Below are 19,919 nucleotides of genomic sequence, written 5' to 3'. Positions count from 1 at the left end.
CGCCCATCACGCCGCGCGCAGCGAATCGACAAGATCGAGGTATTCGGCCTTTCGGGACTCCCAGTCGTTTCGGGCGGCGTACTCGGACCCATTGGACACCAGCCGGTGCTGTAGCTCACGATCACTGAGCACCGCGTGCATGGCTTCCGCCATCGCATCGGCATTTCCCGGTGGAAAGAACCGGAGGAGGGAATCGTCGAAATAATAACGATCGATCCTGGTGCTGGCGGCGACGACGGGTATGCCGGCGGCCATGAATTCCATGATCTTTGTGCTGTACGCCTCGTTTCCGAAGCTGTCGGCACGCTTCGGTACGACGCCGAGGTCCGCCTGGGACATGACTTTCGCGATTTCTTTCAGCTTCAGCGGTTCATGAAATACAACATGGCCATCAAGCCTGAGTTCTTTCGCGAGGGCGATCCACGGATCCTTCATCGGGCCGTCGCCGTAAATGTGAAATTCCGCCCCCGGCATCCGCTGCAGCAGTTTTGCAAATGCCCGAATGGCAATATCCAGCCCCTGGTGATACTGGAGGCCGCCTGGAAAGATAACTATGGGGTTCTCACCATGGGCATGCTGTGAAGGCCTGAATATCGTCCGGTCGACGTTATTGATGAAAACCGAGCATTTGCCTTTCGGCGCAGTGCGCGAGGCGTATTTCTCCAACCATAAATGATTGGAGAGGATGACGTGATCTGCAAACCATCCGCTGACTCGCTCCATCAACTTCAGACATTGAACCGTAAAGGAATCCAGCGGCGCGTTGAACCTCGTTGCAAAGAACTCCGGTACGATATCGTGTACATCCAGGATTATCTTGGCGCCTGAAAGCTTTGGATAAGCCGCGGCAAAGACCAGGAAATCCGGAATGTTATGCACGTGAACAATGTCGTACGGCCTTCGCCAATGTCGCCTGGTCACCTGCCATGCTGCACGCATGAAGAACTTCAGAAGCGGCCCAACCAGCCGGGCTTTGCTGATTTCATTCTTCGTGAAGCGGTCCTGTATGCGGTGGACCTTGACTCCGGCGATCACTTCTTCATGTGCAAGCTGGGGCCGCCAGCGCAATGAGAAGACCTCGACGGTGTCGCCGCGACGGACAAGAGATTCGGCGTATCGCAGCACCCGATAGTCTTCCTCGTAAATCGAGTGCGTAATCATGCAGATGTGCATGCTTTTCGTGTTCAAGCGGCGTGCTGGGCGAAGGTCTGCCATTCTGCGCTCCTTAGGCCTAAATCTGCAGAACCGGCAATCTCATAAACGAGGCGGCCCTTTTCGATCCGGGCGCGCGCATTGACTTCGGGGCGGTTGCGCCGCTCTCTCCACCACTGATTCACCTGGTTGGGAAAAGCACTCCAGACATTGCGCTCTTCGCGCACCCTGGCCAAATGCTCCAGCAGCTTGTGATAGAGACTGAGGTAGGGCTCCTCGATGATGTAATCAGGATGCACGTTGAAGCTGATGAGGCCGTGTTTTTCAAGAACAAGGTCGATCTGCCGCTTCCATAGATCGATCGAATGCTGCCGGAGGAAATGAAAGATGGAATAGTCCTGAGACATGGTCAGCGGTAGTTCGAGTATGTTGCCGATGAAATATGGCATCACCGTACAGCACCCGCCGCGTTGCGGATCGAGATGCCCGCAGTTGGGGACGGACATGTCATAGGAGAAATCGAATTCATCGAACCAGTCGAGAACCCTGTACAGCACTGGCGATCGGAAACCGGCTGCCCCATACCGCCGGGCGTAGCCGTTGATCTTCGCCGCACGATGGCGGAAGGCTTGTCTGTTTTCGAACAAGCGGTCGTCATGGTTGAGTCCGTGCAGGTTGATCTCACACCGTCTTGCCCTTAGAGAATCCAGAAAGTCTTCAGTGACCTCGTAACGCTCTTCGGGAACGACCTGGAAAGAAGGCGTGAATCCAAACGACGCATCGATATCGGCAAGTTTCGGGGCAAAGTCGCGGCCGGTGGCTGTCTCGATGTCGTGCGTCATGATGAGGCAGCCCGAAGAGCCCCAAGGCCAGAACCAGGCAAAAGGCATTGCCTTCAGGCTTCCGGTTTCGATGGAGAGCATCACCAGGCTTTCAAGGATGGACTCCACGGTCCGGTCGACAGGCCAATGTGGAAAGGTCAGATCCTTCCATCCGTTCAAATAGGCTCTTTGAATATGCTTGCGAATGCCGACACCCATCAGCGGACGAAGGCCGTAGTAAATCTTTCGTGCTATCTGATGGCAAAGGCTGGAGCCTGGCTTTGTACTGGCGTACCGTTCCATACGCAAATTGTCGATGACCTGATCCGCATCGAACGGTATGTCGAGAATGTAACTCTGCGGACACAGGTAGTGATCTCTGAGAACATTAGCCGACATGGCGGTAAAGTAATCCTCCCAACGCGCTGAACATCGAATCCGGAACAATCGTCAGCAGCCGTTTCGCCGCCGCATTCATTTTGGATTTCGGGGCGGTCGCCGTCCTGCGCCTGGGGCCGGATCTGAAGTAGTTGACCGGTATCTGCGCCGCCCCCCAGCGATCCTTGAAAGTAATGAGACCTGGAGTGCTGTAGTCGCTGCGTCCCATGTCCATTTCAGTCAGTCCGGCTGCTTTGGCGCGCCGGATAGCCTGCCAAAGCAGAAAGACAGAGCCGGCGGCGGAGTTGTAACGGGGATCGGAACAGCCGTACTTGTATACGAGCGTTTTGTTGAACGAGAGTGTGAGAATGCTGGCAATGGCCGTTCCGTCCTTCGATGCCAGGCAGATCTTCAAGTTCTCGCCGAAGCACTCCATCAGATTCCGGAACCATTTCATCGGCTGAGGCGGGAGTCCATGCCGGCGGCGGGTCATGAGAAGCATGGAGTAGAACTGCAGGAGCAGCTTTTCAGACCTGCCTTCTTCGTAATGCAGATGCTCCCGATCGGCTTTTCCGATTTTGCGGCGGATGCAATCGGAATGAAAACTCGCGAGCAACTGCTCTTCGGTCCGGCTGATGTCCAGCTTGTGAACAACCACGGCATTGTTTGGACCCAGCGCTCCTATGGTTTCCATGTTCAAGCCGGCCGGCAGTGGCCGGACTTCCAAATACTTCAGGCTTTGGCGCGTGGCGTCACGTTCCGCGGCAGCCAACAGCATTTCGAATTGAGCGGCATCGGCAACCAGGGGCTGGCAATGATCGGAAAACGGCAGCGACACGAGACGGCTGCCCGTGAACACGCTGCTCACCGAGCAGAAGGGGATTCCAGCGAAAAGATGTCCGCTGTCTTCCAGGACATAAGCCACAGGTTCGTACCGGTATGTCCGCCGCAGCGATTCCAGCCAGGCCGGTGTGTGAAAGACCGAGGCTTGGGGATGCGTCTGAACCAACAGGCTCCATCGCCGATCTTCCAGGGGATTGATGCGGGTGACGTTCATGCATCTCCTCCGGCGCGCAGCAGCAGTTTCTGGATCTGGCGGCGCCTGATATAGCGCACGAAATCGGCAGACATCGACGGTTTCTGCTGGAGAAGGACCGGCCAGGTATAGCCGCAAAAGCGAAGCAGGCTTCCGATTCCCCAAGGGGGTTCGAACAGCCTGCGAAAGCATTTCGCAAGTTCAAATATGGGGTGATACCCGAGGTAGTAATCACACAGGCCGTTGCGGAACCTTGCGCGGCAGACAGTGGCGCCCTCCGTCCCTGTTTGGCGGTGATGGCAGACGCGAAGGTCGTGGAACACATGCACCTGCCAGCCCCGCCTGCGCGCCAGGAAATTCGCGACGGTATCCTCTCCGCCCCACTGCAGGGGAACAAACTGCCCTACGTCGTCGTAGCACTTGCGCCTGAATAGCTGCATCTGTCCGCCAACGTCGGTCAGCGAATGACTCGCACGAACCTCCCACTGTCCATTGCGGTTTTCGACGATCGTACCTCCGGCCAAACCCAGGTCGGGCTGCGTATTGAACATCGTCATCAATACTTCGTAGTAGTTGGCGGGGAGGGAAATGTCGGCGTCGAGAAAGCCCAGCCAATCAAATGCAAGGTGCTTGATTGCATCGTAGCCGGCATTCAGCGCAAATGCTTTGCTCGAGAATGAACGCGTGCTGCCGTTTTCAAGGTGGAGCAACTGGATGAAGTCGTAACGCAGGGCGAACTCCAGAACCAATTCATCCGTGCGATCCGTGGAACCATCACTGACGATCAACCAGCGGACCGGCCATTGCGTCTGGCTGACGACGGACTCGAGCGTCTTGCGGATGTAGGCTTCCTCGTTCCTGGCAGCGGTAATGAGGAGATAGCGATTATTGGGCATTCGCTTTCCTCCTCACGGCAGCTGCCCACAAGGGATCGGAAGCGATGGCCGGGATGGTTCTGCAGATTATTTTCAGATCCAGCGGGAAGGACACGCTTTCCAGGTAAGCAATGTCGAGCCGGACCATTTCCGTGAACGTCGTTTTGTTTTTTCCGCTGACCTGCCACAGGCCGGTCATACCGGGCATCGCCTGAAAGCGCTTTTTCTGCCATTCCTGGTAGTGCTGCACTTCATACGGCATGCAGGGGCGCGGTCCCACCAGGCTCATCTCGCCGCGGAAAACGTTGATCAACTGGGGCAGTTCATCCAGGCACGTGCGCCGCAAAAGTTTTCCGAAAGGAAAGACGCGCGGGTCGCTGGCGGCGTCGAGTTTGACCATCGGCGTATTCGATGCAATCAGGTCCCGCAGGTGATTCTGATGGGCAGCGGAGTCCGCCCCGACCCGCATTGTTCGGAATTTCCACAGCCGGAACGGCTTTTTGTAGAGCCCGATCCGTTCTTGTTTCAAAAACGCCGGCCCCGGTGAAACGATTCTTATGATCACTGTGACGGCCAGCAAAACCGGAGAGAGCAAAACGAGTCCAAGCGAAGACAGCAGAATGTCCATCCCACGCTTCCACGCGGGAAATGCAGAACCTCCACTCCTCATGTTGTGTTTTCCTTATGCGGCTTCTTTCAGTTTCTCTGGGTTTTTCAGGCAGGATTCGTTGACATATCGCACCAGTCGAGCGGGAACACCCGCAACGATGGCGTTTGCAGGCACGTCTTTGGTGACGACGCTTCCGGCGCCTACGATTGCATTCTGTCCGATCGTCACGTTGCACAGGATGACGCTGCCGCTTCCAATGGAAGCTCCGCTTCGGACGAGCGTGTTTTGAACTTTCCAGTCCGAGTCGGTTTGCATCGCCCCGTCCGGAGTTGTCGCGCGTGGATACCGGTCATTGATAAAGACAACGTTGTGTCCAACGAATACGCGGTCCTCGATGGTCACGCCCTCACAGATGAAGGTGTGGCTGGAGATCTTGCAGTCAGGCCCGACAGTCGCGCCCTTCTGAATTTCGACAAATGTTCCAATCTTTGTTCGATCGCCGATCGTGCAGCCATACAGATTCACGAAGTCGTAGATCTTGACGCCGGATCCGACCCGGACGTCAGGCGCTATGCGCCGGCAGGCACAGGTATTCTTATTGCTTCCGGTTGCCATATCTGTGTTCCGATCCTTTCTTTCTTCATGGAGTCTTCAGCTGCTTCCAACAGTTCGACGACCTCTGTTCCGGCGACGCCATCTGTAAGGGGTGTTGCTCCGGTTTGAATGCACTCGATGAAATGACGGCACGCGATTTCCAGCGGCTCGGTCTGATCCACTTTGGGGACGAGGAGGTCGCCTGTACGGTATTGCACGAGAACTTTGTATCGTTCTTCGTCGTTATCGAGAAGATCGACGCCCTTATCGAAGATCTTGACCTGGTTCTCGACATCGAGATGGTCATAGACCACCATCTTCCGGCTGCCTCCGATCAGCGTCCGGCGGAGTTTCACTGGAGAGAGCCAGTTCAGGTGAAAGTTCGCGATCGCGTTGGCCTCCAGCTCGACGGTGACGTACGCGATACTTTCGCGCCGCCAGTCATGCCACCGGACCGGAGAGCTTCCGGATGCGGTGACGCGCACAGGCCTTTTCTTGATCAGATATGCAAGCAGGGAGAAATCGTGAGGTGCGAGGTCCCACAACACGTTGACGTCCGGCTGAAACAAACCCAGGTTGAGCCGCACGGAGTCGTAATAAAAGATCTCGCCAAGTTCCCCCGAATCGATCAGGCTGCGAAGCTTCTGCACGGCTCCTGAATAGATGAAAGTGTGATCCACCATCAGGACCCGCTTCGCGGCCTCGGCAAGCCGGACCAGTTCATGCGCCTGCTTGCTTGTCCGGGCCAGGGGCTTTTCGATGAACACGTGCTTGCCGTTGAGCAGGCACGCTTTTGCAAGGTCGAAGTGAGTTGAAATCGGAGTGGCAATCACAACTGCATCGATGGATTTGGATTCGATGAGTTCGCTGGCCGAGGTTGTCGCCCGCATCGCGGGATTGAGGTGCAGCACGGCTTCGAGCCGGTCCTGCCTTTGATCCGCGATTGCCTCGATCCGGCATTCGCGGAGTTTTGTGAAATTCCGGATGAGGTTCGGCCCCCAATATCCGCAGCCAATCAGACCTATATTGATCATCGCTGACTCCTTCCGGCCACTTCTCGGGTTTCAGACTCGACGTATTTCCCGACCAGAGAAGCGACATGCTCCAGTTGTTGCCGCTCGAGGCCGGGGTACATCGGGAGTGACAAAATCTCCGTCGAATACTTTTCTGCGACAGGGCAGGTTGCACCGCTGAACGACGCGAATGCCGGAGTGCGGTGAATCGGCTGCGGGTAGTGAATCCCGGTTTGCACGTCGCTTTTGGTGAGGAATTTCTGCAGCATGTCCCGGCTTCCGCGTTCTATGCGCATTACATAGAGGTGATAGACACCTTCGAAGCCTTCAGGCTCGAACGGCGTCACTACGCCATCGATGCCGGAAAGAAGCTCGCGATAAGCCGCGGCGTGTTTGCGCCTCAGTGCGTTTCTCGCATCCAGGCCCTTCAATTTGAGTTCAAGGGCAGCCGCCTGCATGGCATCCAGACGGCTGTTGTAACCGATGACGTCATGCTCGTATTTACGAAGACCGCCGTGATCCCGCAGTTTGCGAAGGCTTTCCGCTATCTCCGGATCGTTCGTCACGACAGCGCCGCCGTCGCCACAGGCACCCAGATTTTTGGCCGGATAAAAGCTGAAGCATGCGGCGTCTCCAAAGGATCCGACTCTGTGGCCGTGATAACGGGCGCCATGAGCCTGGGCGCAGTCTTCGATGATGCGAAGCCCGCGGCGGCGTGCGATCTCGACAATCGGGTCCATATCCGCCGGTTGGCCGTACAAGTGAACGGGGATAAGCGCCCGCGTTCGGGAAGTGATGAGGTTTTCAATCCGGTCGACGTCGATCGTATAGGTGAGCCGATTGATATCGGCGAATACGGGAATTGCACCGGCGTGCACCACGGCTTCGGCCGTGGCTACGAAGCTGTTTGCCGGCAGGATAACCTCATCGCCTGAACCTATACCCGATGCAGTCAGCGCCAGGGTCAATGCGTCGGTGCCGTTGCCGACCGCGGCGCCGTGGCGAACGCCGCAGAAATCCGCAAACGCCTGTTCGAATCGTTCGACGGGGGCTCCGCCGATGAACGCGGAGCTGTCCAGGATTGTTGCCCACCTGTCGAGCAGCGCGCCTCGTATCGCATCGTGTTCTTTTTTCAAATCCATGAAAGAGACTTTCATTGTTACAACCTCCGGTAGATGAATTCTGGAATCGGGTATGTGCGCTTGTTCAGAACGGCGCCGAGAACGGGAATGCTTCCGGCGTCGAGCAGTTCTTTTGCCCGCTGTGCGACCTCACGGCGTGTGTCGTGGGCTTGCAACACCAGCACGAGACCATCCGTTGCTCGGGCGAACCCTGCAGCCTCGGAGCTCTCGGCCAGGGGCGGGGCATCGACGAGGATGTAATTGAAATCTTTTCGCAGATCCTCGATGAGTGTTTGAAAGTGCTCCAGGTTCACCAGGCGGCGACGGTCCGTCATCGCAGATTTGCAGGAAGCCAGCCACAAGTTGGACGTCTTTGCATCGGAGTAATTCATTCCGACCGGCATCAGCGTCCATTCCGCGTACTGGGTGGTGTTGGCGCCGTCCTCGAATGCAAATTGTTGCCCGATGCCGGACGACCAGAAGTTCGCATCCACCACGCACACCGGCTCTTCCAGCTGACTGGCAAGGATGGCCGCCGTCCGGGTGCACACAAACGTGCAGCCGCTTCCGGACTCGGCGGCGGAAAAGACCACGGCCTGCGGGCTCTGGGGGCCGTTGAGAAACAGGCGCTGCACGAGATGGACCAGCTCCCGGTGAGCCCTCTGCTGCCTGAGGCGGTCGCGCACCTTTGCCGCAGGCAGCGCAGATCCGGCATGCTTTACCTTGAGTAAAAACGCCTGTTTATAGGTTGGGAAAACATCGATTTCGTTGCTCATATGTATTCTCCTGCTCCGCATTCGGCCGGTAATGCCGCCAGAACGGGAACGTTCAATAAGATTTCGACTTCACGTGGAGTCCGGAACGAACGATCCAGACAGTCGGCGGCAATCGCAATCGTCAGGCTCGCCAGGATGGACAGCAAAAGGCCCAATCCCAGATTCAAAAGCCTCGAGGGACCGGCGGGCGATTGCGGCGGCATTGGAGGTTCTGCGATCGAGACGTTTACGATGCGTTGACGGTCCAGCGCATCTGAAATGCGTGCCTCCTCCTGCTTGTGTGAATACAAAAGGTAGTTTTCTTCGGCGGTCTTTTGTTTACGAGCAAGCTCCTGCTCGGCGATGTCTGCGTCGTTCAGCTTGCGGGCCTGCTCGCGGTAGGATTCGACAATCTGCGTGGTGGCCGCGACCTTGGCCTGCAAGCCCTGGAGATCCGCGTGAGATTTTGCCAATTCCGATTTCAGCCACTCGTGAGTGGCGTCACGGTCGGTAGTTTCCTCACGAACCGGATTGTTTTCGGCATTTGACAGAGCTTCGCGAGCCTGCGAGATCTGGGTTTCCACCTCCTGGACTGTCCGATAGCCGGGTGAAAACCTGGTCAACAGCTCCGTGCGTTTCAGCTCCAGGCTCAGAAGGGTCGTTTTGAGCTGCTGCATCAAGTAAGGATTGGTTGCCGTGCGAACCTGAGTTGTCAGGCGCGGACCGGTGGCCGCCTCCTCGTTTTCGAGAGCTGCGATGCGTTGTTCCGTCTCTGCTATGGCGGCGCGGGTCTGCTTCACGTCCGCTTCAGACTCATTCAGCTTCCGTACGGTAATTTCTTTGGCGAGCGGCGCCTCAACAACGCCGGTGTCCGCCGCAAACTGCGACATTGCCGCCTGGGTGTCGTGGAGTTGCCTGTTGTATTGCTCGGTCTGTGCCTGGAAGAAGCCGGCCGCGCCGGCCACACGATGGACCTCGAGATGCTTCTCGAAATACAGCCGGCTTAGAATCTGAAGGGTACTGCGGGCCCGGTCGGGACTGGTCGAGCGGTACGTTACCCGGATCAGTTTTGTTTTCTTGATCGGTTCAACGATTACCTTTTTCTCCAGGTCCAGCGTGGCCCGGTACAATGCCGCTTCCTCGGCTGAAGACGTGCCCGCCGCCACAGCAACTTTCTCGAGAAGATCCCGGCTCTTGAGCAGTTCGGCTTCGGAGTTCAGATCCTGTTCCGTCACCTCGGGGGCCGCCGCCGAATGGTCTTTATCCGTAGTGACGAGGGGGTCGGCGCGTTCGTTTTTTACCAATATCTTGAATTCAGCTTCGTATTGCCGCGGCATTAGCATCGTGGCGAGCACGACGCCACCGAAGATGAAGATGAAAGACCACGCCATGAGGTGCACATGCCGGAAACCGACTGCCGCACAGTCGCGCGCGGTTGGAGGTTTTACTGTCGATAATGATGAGACTGGTAGCTGCTTCATACGTATTCTCCTTTTTGCTCAAGGAATCGAAGGGCTGAAGTACATCCCGAGACTGGGGAAGGGTATGAAGCGGCTGATTTTCGACATCTTGTTGCGGGGGACCAGAATCATGTCGCCCGGCTGCAGATGCATGTCTTCGGACAGGTTTCCGCTGTTGACCATATGCTTCATATCGACTTTTTTTACTTCGACCAGATCCTTGGATACGCGTCTGAACAGTAAGATCTGCGAGTTCAGCGCGCGGTCGTTAAGTCCGCCGGCCAGGGTCACGGCCTGAACGACAGTGGTGTCGCCGCGCAGGTCGAATTTGCCGGGATGCTGCACTTCACCGCCGACTACAAAGTAGGGCTTCTCGAAATCCTTAAGCTCTATAGTGATCTCGGGTTCGTGGAGTACTTTGCCGTAGGCCGAGCGGACGATGTCGACGACTTCCTGCGTTGTTTTATCGAGAACCTGAATGTCGCCGGCCTCGCGGAGAGTAATGTAGCCGTCGGGCTGGACCGTGACTGTCTGATTGTAGTCCGGAGTGAACGTGAATGTGAAAGCCACCACATCCCCGATTTCGATCCGATATCGGGGGTGCCGTTGCTGGAAACCGGGCTCCTGCCCGGCAAGCATTCCGGCCAGGATGATGATCAGCGCTGCCGCTCCTGATGTTCTCATTACCACTTTCCTCCCCGCCGTTCTTGCACACCGGCTGCCACGCGGCAAATCCAGAGCAAGTGTTCGTCGTGTCAATCACTTGCATCTCGACGTGGCGGGTTTTGAGTCCGAAAATCTACGGGAGGCCGGCGAGGAAGCATGATTCAGTGCAGAGAATGGAAGGTCACACACAGGTAGCCCGCTGGCTTTTTTCAAAACCTCTTGACAACCGGGCGCGTAAGGTATGACTATGTCGGCATACGTTATATCGCTAAAGGACAGAACATGACTGTACGTGGAAAAGTCACAGAACCGCCGGCGGACAGTTTGTTGCCGTTGACGCCGGCTGTGTTTCATATCTTGATTGCGCTTGCGGACGGAGAAACCCATGGCTACGCCATAATGCAGGAAGTGTCGCGCAGGAGCGGCGGAAGCGTTCGACTCGGGCCGGGCACACTATACGGAGCGATCAGCCGGCTGCTCGAAGAGGGACTGATTGAGGAATCCGCTGACCGGCCGGATCCGGAGATGGATGATACGCGCCGGCGTTACTACCGTTTAACGAATTTCGGCGGCCGCGTTCTTGCGGCGGAAACCGAACGGCTCGCGGGTCTTGTGCGCGCAGCTCGATCGACAAAAGTCATCCGAAAGTTGAAGCACGCCTAACGGGGAGTAGATATGAATTTGAGCGTCCAGTATGCCGAACGTGTTTATAGCGCGCTGTTGTCCTTGTATCCCTTCCGATTCCGGGTGCGGTTCGCTCCGGAGATGAAGCAGCTTTTCCGCGATTGCTGCCACGACGCGCTGGAAAAAGGCGAAGTTGCCTTCCTCGTGACGTTCTGGGTCTCCGCAGGACGCGACCTGCTATGTTCCGTTTTGCGCGAGCGGCGGCGGGAAGTCATGGGGCCGCTCGATGTGGATCATCCGCTGGTCGGAATCATCGATCTGACGCTCATTCCCATTATTGTTTCCATAAACCTTCTCGTGCTGGGGCCTGTGCTGACTCTTCTCGTGCGAGGCGGAGTCTCGATTCCCATGGATCAATTCGTCATGACGTCCGGCTTCTTTTCCATTGCACTGGGCAGCCTGGCAGTTGTTGCCTCACTGGTGATCACGAAACTGCGTCCAACCGTCCGTTTGTGGGTGAAATTGTCCGCATAAGTCGCGAAGCGCAAGCCCGATAGGGAGCAGCCTCAAGAGGCGAAGCGCAAGCCCGATAGGGAGCAGCCTCAAGAGACGAAGCGCAAGCCCGATAGGGAGCAGCCTCAAGAAAGGATTATCGGATGCCGACGCTCGAAGTGCGCAAACTGACCAAGCGTTATCGCAGGGTTGCCGTCGTTAATGACGTCAATTTCAGTGTCAAGTCCGGGGAGATCACCGGCTATCTCGGCCCGAACGGCTCCGGCAAATCGACCACAGTGAAGATGCTCGCCGGCCTTGTCGAGCCGTCTCAAGGCGAGATCTTGCTCGACGGAGCCGATATCCGCCGGGACCTTATCGGCTTCAAACGCATTCTCGGATATGTTCCTGAAGAGGCCCACGTTTATCCGTCATTGAGCGGTATGGAATACCTGCAGCTGATGGGCAGGCTTCGCGAACTTCCTGAGCGCGTCGTCAATGAAAAGGCAACAGACCTGTTGAAACTCTTCTCCCTTCATTTGCATCGCCATGCGCCCCTGGCTTCCTATTCGAAGGGCATGAAGCAACGCGTGCTCATTTCCGCTGCGCTGCTGCACGATCCGGACATCCTCATCTTCGACGAACCGTTATCCGGCCTGGATGTTTCATCGGCGCTCCTTTTCAAGCACCTGGTGGCGGAACTCGCGTCTCGTGGAAAGATTGTTCTCTACATTTCGCACGTCCTCGAAGTCGTTGAACGCATCTGCTCGAAGGTGATCATCATCTATGGCGGTCAGATCAAGGCGGAAGACACCGTCGGGCATCTTCGCGATCTCATGCATCTGCCGTCGCTCGAGGAGATTTTTACCCAGTTGGTGCAGCATGAAGATATGGAATTGGTTGCGAAAGACATTGCAGAAGCCATTCGCCGCGGAGTTGCCTGAACGCTTCAGGACTCTGGTCGTTCATTTCTTCGAGCGATTCTTCGATAAAGACTCTCTGACGCCGGATGCCGACGAGCGCGCGAATGTCGTGCAACTGGTCGCGATGCTGGCGTTGCCGGGAGCGATTCTCTCGTTGTTCATGATTTTCGATCATCCGTTGATCCGGTCGGAGTTGACGCGGCAGTGGCTCAGATCCGGGGATAGGTACGTCTTCATTTGTTATGCGATGACCGTGATGGGCTTCGTGATGACGTTCAAATGGGATTCGCTGTTTCCGGATCGCCGCGACTACCTGATCCTGACGACGCTGCCGATTTCACTCCGGGAATTTTTCGCAGCCAAGGTGATTTCACTCTGCGGATTCCTGCTGTTGTTCGGTATCGCGATCAACGTGTTTTCGTCCGTCATGGTCCCGTATGCATTTGTCGTGCGGGACAACAAGTGGAGCATTTTCTTTCCCGCATTGATTGCCCATGCCTCGGCAGTTCTGGGTGCTTCCATATTCACGGCCCTGTTTTTCGCCGGCCTGCAAGGCGTGCTGATCAACCTGATGAGCCCGTCGATGTTTCGCCGGATCTCGCCGTGGATTCAAATGGTCTCGATGACGATTCTGGTAACCATCCTGCTGATCACGCCCGGCATATCGGCGAATATGCAGCTGCTGGCTGAAAGCAAGAGCAGGGTTCTCGACTTCATCCCATTGTTCTGGTTTCAGGGCATTTATGAGGTTTTGAATCCGGAGGGCACCCTTATCGGCTCATCGACGATCTGGGCGCGAACGGCTGTCGAGGCCATGCTCGCCGCCGGTCTCGTATTCCTCCTGACGTACCTTGTCAGCTACCGGCGATATTCGAAAAAGATTCTTGAAGGGGTGGAATCCGAAACCTTCTTGCAGCCCTGGCACGAACGTGCCGCCGCCTCACTCCTGAACGTTCTCCTCCTGCGCCATGCGTTTCAGCGAGCCTCCTTTTATTTCATCGGGAAGATATTTGGCCGAAGCGCGAAACATCGCCTCTTTATTGCGATGTACAGCGGAATCGGGCTGGCATTGATACTGTCGTCGTTGTTTGTGCTGAGGCGAGATTCGCACCTGACGCTCGCAATTTCACGAACGGGGTTGCTTGAGGCGCCATTAATTCTGTCGTTTTTTGTCGTTTCGGGACTGCGAGCGACCTTTAATCTTCCCTACGAACTTGGCGCGAACTGGATGTTTCAGATCACATCAGGATACGGTGCGGGAGAATATCTGGCAGCAACCCGGCGCTGGGTTTTATTGCGCGGTGTGATTCCAATGTATCTCGTGCTGGTGCCGCTGGAATTTTACTTTCTGAATCCTGTCGAGGCCGCCTTTCGCTTACTGTTCGGCCTGGCCGTCGCGGCACTGCTGACGGAGGCGCTCTTTTTCAATTTCAATAAGGTCCCATTCACGTGCTCGTACCTGCCTGCCAAGTCTCATCTCGCGTTTCTCGGCGGTGCGTACCTGTATGGTTTTACGATTTATACATCCATGATGGCAGACCTTGAGCGTTGGGTTGGGCAAAGCTGGGGACGTATCGGAATGTTTTTTGCGGAGGTGATCGTCACGCTCATCTTAATTTCGCTCTATCGCCGCCAGACGCGGGACCGGCTCATCGGCTTGGTGTATGAGGATGATCGGGATCCTCTGGTGCGCCAGCTGAACCTGACGTAAGAGCGGACTGCTCAAGTGAGGCGAACTCTCCTCCTGACACAGGAGGGGAGTTCGCGCTCGAAAAACATTTTTCTTCTTTACGCGATGCGTTCTTCGCGGCCGTCGGCGTGTTTGGCGTATCGGCCCATGCTGCGCGGCAGAACGGGACCGTCGCTTGCCCATGGCCATCCGCCGAAGCCGGTCCTGCGGTAATCGTCGAAGGCCTGCTGAATGTCCGTGCGGGAATTCATGACGAATGGCCCGTACTGCACGACGGGTTCGGCGATCGGCCTGCCCTGCAACAGCAACAACTGACCTTCATCCTGGCCGTTTTGTATGGCAACTTCAGCGTCGGGACGGAGCACCACTCGGGAATTCCTGGAGACGGCCTGCTCTGCAACATGAATTTTGCTTCCGGCAAAAAAATAGATCGCCCGGCTCGAAGTGCCGTGTGCCGCAGGCAGCGTGAAGCGGGCTCCCGGTTCCATCCGGATGGTCCAGATGGCGACATCCGTATCCGGCCTCGCGGCCCATGATTTCGGCGGCGGCGGAGGAGCGTCGACATCACCGATGTGTCCGGCAACGACGACGACTTCGGTTACGTGTCCGGCCGCATCGCGGACCGTGACCCGAGGGACGGCCTGATCCCACAACATTCCGAAGTGCGGTTCGACGAACTTGTCCGTGGCGGGAAGATTCAGCCAGATTTGAAACAGCTCGAGCGGGTTGGGGGCGTCGGAGCGCAGCAGTGGAAACATCTCCGAATGGACGATGCCTTTACCGGCGGTCAACCACTGCACGTCCCCGGGACCGAAGCGAGCCGTCGCTCCGAGCGAGTCGGAGTGATCGATGAATCCGTGGCGCATGATGGTCACTGTTTCGAATCCCCGATGCGGGTGTTGCGGAAAACCCGGAACGATGTCGCCGTGATACATCCGCCATCCATCCTTGCCTTCGAAATCCTGACCGATGTTGCGGCCGGAAAGCGAAGCGGCGGGGCCCAGATGTTCGTTGCCTGCGGGATACGCATCGTTGTGATACATGCAGAAAAGAAACGGGTCTGACGTTTCCCACGGAATTCCCAGCGGACGGATGGCAAGGATGTCGCTGCTCATGTGCCTCCTTGGTTTGGTGTTACGGCAAATCGAAGAAAAGAAATTCGGAGCCCGTGGATCCGGCGCCTTCGAAGGATAACTCCCGTTCAGCGCTCACCGATGCCCCGTCGCCTTCCTTCAATTCATGTCCGTTCATTTCCAGATTACCGCGAAGCACCTGGATCCAGCTATAGCGGCCGGCAGTCAGAGGCCGCTTCAAGTTTTCGCCGGGCGCGAGTTCGGCGGCATAGATACTCGCGTCTTGATTGATGGTCGTTGCAAGTTCGCTCCCGCTCACCTTCGGTCCGGCCAGCAGCCGGAACCGTCCCCGCCGTTCCGCGGGGGAGAAAGCGATTTGCTGGTAAGAAGGAGGCAGATCTTCCTGTGCGGTTTCGATCCAGATCTGGATCGAATGCACCGGTTCCGTTTCTGAAGCGTTGAACTCACTGTGGATGATGCCGCTTCCGGCGGACATCGTCTGAACTTCGTTCGGCCTGAGGATGTGCTGTTCGCCGGTACTGTCCCGATGCAGCAAGCCGCCCTCGAGGACATAGGTAACGATTTCCATATCGCGATGCGCGTGCGGGCCGAAGCCTTTGCCCGCGGCGATGCGATCGTCATTGAGCACCCGCAGGACGCGGAAGCCCATGTGGCGCGGATCGCGGTAGTCGGCGAACGAGAACGAGAAGTTCGCATTCAACCATCCGCGATCCGCGTGGCCGCGATCTTCGGCTTTTCGCAGCTGGATCACACCGATGCTTTAGAAGGTTCGATACCCGCAGCCGTGCTGACGGCGGGTTTGTTCTTCGCGAGCCACTGATCGAATGTCTGTAACTGAGGATTCAATTGACGGGCGACATCCGCACTCCGCGCGGCGACAACCTCTTTTTCGAAATCGCGATAGACCTGGAACATGTTGCCCATTTCATCGGCGCCCGGGAAACCAAACCCGCGGTAAGTATTCGCATCAACGGCATTGTACTTGACCGGCCCGATACCGAGACCACTGGCTACCTTGCCACTGATTTCGTTAAGCGTCAGGTTTTCTCCAGTGATGCCGACCGTTTTCCCAACGTACTGCTGGCCGCCCTTGAAGATCCCGTATGCGCATTTGCCGATATCTTCTGCCGCGATTCCCGACAGCTTCGCCTCTCCCATCGGGAACGTCCAGCTGTAAACGCCGTCATCGCCTTTTTTCGGTGCGAGTCCGAACAAGTACATGTTGTCCCAGTAGAAGGAAGTTACAAGGTATGTGACCGGCAGACCTGAAAAATAGGCGTTCGCTTCGGCCTTGGCGTCGAAGTGCGGCACGCGATACTTCTCCTGAAGCATCGGCATACGCTTGTCATCGGGCTGCATCAGTTTCCGCGTATCTTCGAGCGTCGACCAGATGATGTGCTTCACACCAGCCGCTTTTGCGGCGTCGGCGATATTCTTGGCTTGAGCTTTCTCCTTTTCCGCCGAGAAGTGTTCCCAGAAATTCGTGACCGCGTACACCCCGTAGGCGCCGGCGAAAGCCTTCTTCAGGCTTTCCACGTCGTCGAGATTCGCGCTGACGACTTCCGCTCCCTTGTCGGCGAGTGCTTTCCCCTTATCTTTGCCGGGATCGCGTGTGATTGCGCGTACCGCAAAACCGCCGTTCGGATCGCTCAGAATCGCCCGAGCCAGACCGCCGCCTTGTGAACCGGTCGAACCAATTACTGCAATGATCTTCTTATCAGCCACGTATTTCTCCTTTAATTGCTAGTTTCTACTTGCCCATGACTTCTTTGCGGACGATCGCCGCGCCTTCAGCGAGTGCTCTCAATTTCATTTTTGCGATCATTCTTGCGAGGGGCTTCATACCGCAGTCGGTGCTCAACGTCACGCGATCCGGTGGAACAGCGGCGATGACTTTCCGGATACGTTCCGCAACCTTCTGCGGCGTCTCGATCGCGTTCGTGCGGATATCCAACACGCCAACCTGCACGTCTTTGTCCTTCGGGAGATTCTTCAGGAACTCGACGCCGGCCATTGCGCGGTTCGCGTAATCGAGCACGAACTGATCGATACCCTTGGTCTCGAAGAAGTGCGGCAGGACTGTTTCATACCCGTTGGGATACGAAGCACTGAGAATGTCGTTGCCCCAGGCGTTGCCGAAGCAGAAGTGCCATCCGATTTTCGCGTCCACGCCATCGCAGCACTGTTCGACGACTTCCCGGATCCACTTGTAGTCGTCTTTGTCGTTTGTGAAGAGCGGCAGCCATGCCCCGAGATCTTCGAATTGAAGGTACTTGGCGCCGGCTTTGACAAGGTCTTTCATCTCGGCGTTGAAGATCGGCGCCAGCGCGAAGCTCAATTCCTTCGCGTTCTTGTAGTGCTTGAAGTAAACGTGCCAGGCAAGGTTGGCGGGTCCGGCTCCAACCGACACCTTGATCGGTTTTGTGGAGTGCCTGGCGGCAATGGAATACAGGTCGGCGAGACGGATCGGTCCTCGGGATACGGGGCCGCTGTTCACGACGCCGCCCCAATCGTCGAGAATCTCCTTACCCTGGCTGGGGCCGGAGTTGACCATCGAAGGATGCGGGTCGCGCGCGTGTTCGAAGCCGCCGATCCGCTCATACATGTACCAGCAGAACGACCCGATCACGCCGACGTAGTCGTCGTACCACATGTTGCCGTCGGTGACGATGTCGAGGCCGGCTTCTTCCTGATCCCGGATAACGGTTGCGACGGCGTCGGTATACGCCTCTTCGTGTTGGACTTCCTTGAACGCGACTCGAATATCGCGGCCAAGCAGTTGATGTTTGTACCACTGTGGTCTTGGAAAAGAGCCAACCATGGTGGTCGGTAAAATGGTCTCGACAATCTTTCTGGGCATGTTGGAGTACTCCTTCGATGGCGAGTAACTGTTTATGACGTTTCTTTTCTGTCCGTGAACCCGAAATGCTACCCCGCGCCCACCGGCGCGTCAAGATGATCGGAAGGATCAGTCAGGCGCAAAAAGCACAAAAGGCGATCCACCCTCTTGTGCTTTTTGTCCGTTTTGTGACTAATCTTTTTCTTGAATATGCGAAGAATGCCGATTTTGCTGATAGGTTTCTGTGCGGTGTTGACGGCCGGCTGCGGTCTGTCCGGTATCCGCGGATCGGGGAACGTCGTCAGCGAGCCCAGAGACGTCAGCGGGTTTACGGAAGTGAAGTTGAACGGAACGGGCCAGCTCACGATCGATCAAACCGGTACCGAATCTTTGACAATTACCGCCGACGACAATCTTCTTCCTTACCTGACGTCCGAGGTCAGCGGCAGCCAGCTGACGCTGGGCACAAAGGACCAAACCGGCATCAGTCCTTCGAAAGATGTCGTATACAAACTCACCGTCAAAGATCTCAACAACATCACGGTTGCCGGGAGCGGTTCCGCCGATGCTAAAGGTATCCATACCGGCCGGCTGAAAATGCTGGTTGCCGGATCCGGCAGCCTGTCGGCCGCTGGAGCGGCGGACGTACAGGAGGTCACGATCGCCGGTTCCGGAGCCTACAGAGGCAGCAGCCTGAAAAGCAAGACTGCGACGATCAGCATTATGGGCAGCGGGAACGCCGAACTGGATGCCAGCGAGACGTTGGACGCGAACATCACCGGGTCGGGCGATATCCGGTACAGCGGCGCTCCGGCCATAACGAAACAAATCATCGGGTCCGGTTCTGTCGAAAAGCGGTGAGATCCCTACTCGCCCTCGATCCGTTTCCAGGTTTTGTCGGGATTGAAGCGCGTCATCTGCCGCGCCAGCGTACCCGTCATCGGACCCAGATCCTTCTCGAAAACAATCCCATCGTGGTTCACGATGAACGTCTTCACGCCTGAGACGCCGTATTCCTCCGGGAAGGCCACCAGGGCGAATCCCCCGATCATTTTCCCTTTGACGACGTAGTCCGTTGCGCCGCCGGGGGCATCCGGGCCTTGCGCTTTCAGAATCCGGAAGTGATATCCGTGATAAGGGACAGGCTTGGCACTGGCCGCGAATGTTGCAGCGGCGTCGGCAAACGCTTTAGGAACGAGCGTGCCGGACTCTCCTTCCCAATATAGTCCATCTTTCTTTCCCGGAGTGCTCTTGATGCTTTGCGCGTATTCCAGGACCCCGCTGGAAAGCCGGTCCCGGGTGGCGTATTCGAGTTGTGCTTCGACATAAGCACGGCACACATCAATCGCCGTCAATTCATTGCGTCCGATGCGCCTGGCGAGGATGGTTATACGTCCCTCGGAAGGGTCGAAGCGCCATTGCCCGTTTTTCTTGATTAATGGAACAGGGAAGGGCCAGTTCTCCGCGCCGACAATGATCGTGGCGCGGTTGGAATTGGACGGTTCGATCTCGATCGTCAGCTTTTGATGGCCACGGCGCGCGAATTCCGCACGTCCGCTTTGGTCTTCGGCGGTATCACCCGATTCGACGATATCCTTCCCCTCCGGGCCGAACAGCCTGAGCATTGCTGCTGTATCGTTATGTTCGGTGGCATCGATCAGGGCCTGCGCGGCCTCTTGAGGCGTGGCAAAAGACCGGGCTGAAGTCTGAGCAAAAGCGGATAAGGCCGTGAGAGCGATCGCTGCCACTGCGGCTTTGATTTCTTTTCTCATAGTG

General features: G+C 56.7%; 21 protein-coding genes. 5 read left to right on the top strand and 16 right to left on the bottom strand.

Annotated features, from left to right (window positions below):
* Window positions 1–6: 6 nt before the first annotated feature.
* From VGK48_25170 to VGK48_25120, 11 genes are read right to left on the bottom strand one after another with little or no spacing between them, the layout of a single operon-like run.
* On the bottom strand, window positions 7–1,215 hold the full coding sequence (locus VGK48_25170; protein ID HEY2384483.1) for a glycosyltransferase family 4 protein: 1,209 nt from the start codon (window positions 1,213–1,215) through the stop codon (window positions 7–9).
* Window positions 1,185–2,372 (bottom strand): hypothetical protein, encoded by a 1,188-nt coding sequence (locus VGK48_25165; GenBank protein ID HEY2384482.1) that lies wholly within the window; start codon window positions 2,370–2,372, stop codon window positions 1,185–1,187. The genes VGK48_25170 and VGK48_25165 overlap by 31 nt, the downstream gene beginning before the upstream one ends.
* Window positions 2,362–3,408, bottom strand: a complete 1,047-nt coding sequence (locus tag VGK48_25160; protein HEY2384481.1) for a GNAT family N-acetyltransferase — start codon at window positions 3,406–3,408, stop codon at window positions 2,362–2,364. Before VGK48_25160 ends, VGK48_25165 begins: the two co-directional genes overlap by 11 nt.
* Window positions 3,405–4,283 (bottom strand): glycosyltransferase family A protein, encoded by an 879-nt coding sequence (locus tag VGK48_25155; protein ID HEY2384480.1) that lies wholly within the window; start codon window positions 4,281–4,283, stop codon window positions 3,405–3,407. The genes VGK48_25160 and VGK48_25155 overlap by 4 nt, the downstream gene beginning before the upstream one ends.
* Window positions 4,273–4,890, bottom strand: a complete 618-nt coding sequence (locus VGK48_25150) for a sugar transferase (protein ID HEY2384479.1) — start codon at window positions 4,888–4,890, stop codon at window positions 4,273–4,275. Before VGK48_25150 ends, VGK48_25155 begins: the two co-directional genes overlap by 11 nt.
* A 54-nt stretch (window positions 4,891–4,944) precedes the next feature.
* Window positions 4,945–5,487, bottom strand: coding sequence for an acyltransferase (locus VGK48_25145; protein HEY2384478.1), 543 nt, complete (start codon window positions 5,485–5,487; stop codon window positions 4,945–4,947).
* Complete coding sequence (locus tag VGK48_25140) at window positions 5,442–6,500, bottom strand: Gfo/Idh/MocA family oxidoreductase (GenBank protein HEY2384477.1); 1,059 nt, start codon at window positions 6,498–6,500, stop codon at window positions 5,442–5,444. The genes VGK48_25145 and VGK48_25140 overlap by 46 nt, the downstream gene beginning before the upstream one ends.
* A complete protein-coding gene (locus tag VGK48_25135) occupies window positions 6,497–7,636 on the bottom strand; it encodes a DegT/DnrJ/EryC1/StrS family aminotransferase (GenBank protein HEY2384476.1) in 1,140 nt (379 codons plus the stop codon). Before VGK48_25135 ends, VGK48_25140 begins: the two co-directional genes overlap by 4 nt.
* Window positions 7,637–7,638: 2 nt before the next feature.
* Window positions 7,639–8,376: a P-loop NTPase gene (locus VGK48_25130; GenBank protein HEY2384475.1), complete on the bottom strand. Its 738-nt coding sequence runs from the start codon at window positions 8,374–8,376 to the stop codon at window positions 7,639–7,641.
* Window positions 8,373–9,836 carry a Wzz/FepE/Etk N-terminal domain-containing protein gene (locus tag VGK48_25125; protein ID HEY2384474.1) on the bottom strand — a complete coding sequence of 488 codons (1,464 nt, stop codon included), beginning with the start codon at window positions 9,834–9,836 and terminating at the stop codon, window positions 8,373–8,375. The genes VGK48_25130 and VGK48_25125 overlap by 4 nt, the downstream gene beginning before the upstream one ends.
* An 18-nt stretch (window positions 9,837–9,854) precedes the next feature.
* Entirely contained in the window at window positions 9,855–10,499 is a 645-nt protein-coding gene (locus VGK48_25120; protein HEY2384473.1) for a polysaccharide biosynthesis/export family protein, read from the bottom strand.
* 264 nt (window positions 10,500–10,763) lie between these two features.
* Here VGK48_25120 and VGK48_25115 point away from each other — a divergent pair, with 264 nt between their 5' ends.
* The 4 genes from VGK48_25115 to VGK48_25100 all read left to right on the top strand — a co-directional run bounded on the left by VGK48_25115 (window position 10,764) and on the right by VGK48_25100 (window position 14,231).
* Window positions 10,764–11,144: a PadR family transcriptional regulator gene (locus VGK48_25115; protein ID HEY2384472.1), complete on the top strand. Its 381-nt coding sequence runs from the start codon at window positions 10,764–10,766 to the stop codon at window positions 11,142–11,144.
* 12 nt (window positions 11,145–11,156) lie between these two features.
* Window positions 11,157–11,639, top strand: coding sequence for a hypothetical protein (locus VGK48_25110; GenBank protein ID HEY2384471.1), 483 nt, complete (start codon window positions 11,157–11,159; stop codon window positions 11,637–11,639).
* A gap of 122 nt (window positions 11,640–11,761) precedes the next feature.
* On the top strand, window positions 11,762–12,541 hold the full coding sequence (locus tag VGK48_25105) for an ABC transporter ATP-binding protein (protein ID HEY2384470.1): 780 nt from the start codon (window positions 11,762–11,764) through the stop codon (window positions 12,539–12,541).
* Entirely contained in the window at window positions 12,480–14,231 is a 1,752-nt protein-coding gene (locus tag VGK48_25100) for a hypothetical protein (protein HEY2384469.1), read from the top strand. Before VGK48_25105 ends, VGK48_25100 begins: the two co-directional genes overlap by 62 nt.
* Before the next feature lie 77 nt (window positions 14,232–14,308).
* Here the strand turns inward: VGK48_25100 and VGK48_25095 are convergent, their stop codons facing one another.
* The 4 genes from VGK48_25095 to VGK48_25080 are packed head-to-tail and all read right to left on the bottom strand — an operon-like array spanning window position 14,309 to window position 18,164.
* Complete coding sequence (locus tag VGK48_25095; GenBank protein ID HEY2384468.1) at window positions 14,309–15,325, bottom strand: pirin family protein; 1,017 nt, start codon at window positions 15,323–15,325, stop codon at window positions 14,309–14,311.
* Window positions 15,326–15,344: 19 nt separating this feature from the next.
* Window positions 15,345–16,055 carry a pirin family protein gene (locus tag VGK48_25090; protein ID HEY2384467.1) on the bottom strand — a complete coding sequence of 237 codons (711 nt, stop codon included), beginning with the start codon at window positions 16,053–16,055 and terminating at the stop codon, window positions 15,345–15,347.
* Window positions 16,052–17,029 (bottom strand): NmrA/HSCARG family protein, encoded by a 978-nt coding sequence (locus VGK48_25085; GenBank protein HEY2384466.1) that lies wholly within the window; start codon window positions 17,027–17,029, stop codon window positions 16,052–16,054. The genes VGK48_25090 and VGK48_25085 overlap by 4 nt, the downstream gene beginning before the upstream one ends.
* Window positions 17,030–17,054: 25 nt before the next feature.
* Window positions 17,055–18,164, bottom strand: coding sequence for a hypothetical protein (locus VGK48_25080; protein HEY2384465.1), 1,110 nt, complete (start codon window positions 18,162–18,164; stop codon window positions 17,055–17,057).
* Between the two features lie 198 nt (window positions 18,165–18,362).
* On the opposite strand from VGK48_25080, the gene VGK48_25075 reads away from it, so the two are divergent.
* Window positions 18,363–19,004: a head GIN domain-containing protein gene (locus VGK48_25075; GenBank protein HEY2384464.1), complete on the top strand. Its 642-nt coding sequence runs from the start codon at window positions 18,363–18,365 to the stop codon at window positions 19,002–19,004.
* Window positions 19,005–19,009: 5 nt separating this feature from the next.
* Here the strand turns inward: VGK48_25075 and VGK48_25070 are convergent, their stop codons facing one another.
* On the bottom strand, window positions 19,010–19,915 hold the full coding sequence (locus tag VGK48_25070) for a DUF2950 domain-containing protein (protein ID HEY2384463.1): 906 nt from the start codon (window positions 19,913–19,915) through the stop codon (window positions 19,010–19,012).
* Window positions 19,916–19,919 lie beyond the last annotated feature (4 nt).

This window comes from Terriglobia bacterium, from assembly GCA_036496425.1.
GTDB lineage: Bacteria > Acidobacteriota > Terriglobia > 20CM-2-55-15 > 20CM-2-55-15 > 20CM-2-55-15.
The sequence above is the reverse complement of the archived record's forward strand: the minus strand, read 5'-3'. Positions and strand labels throughout refer to the sequence as shown.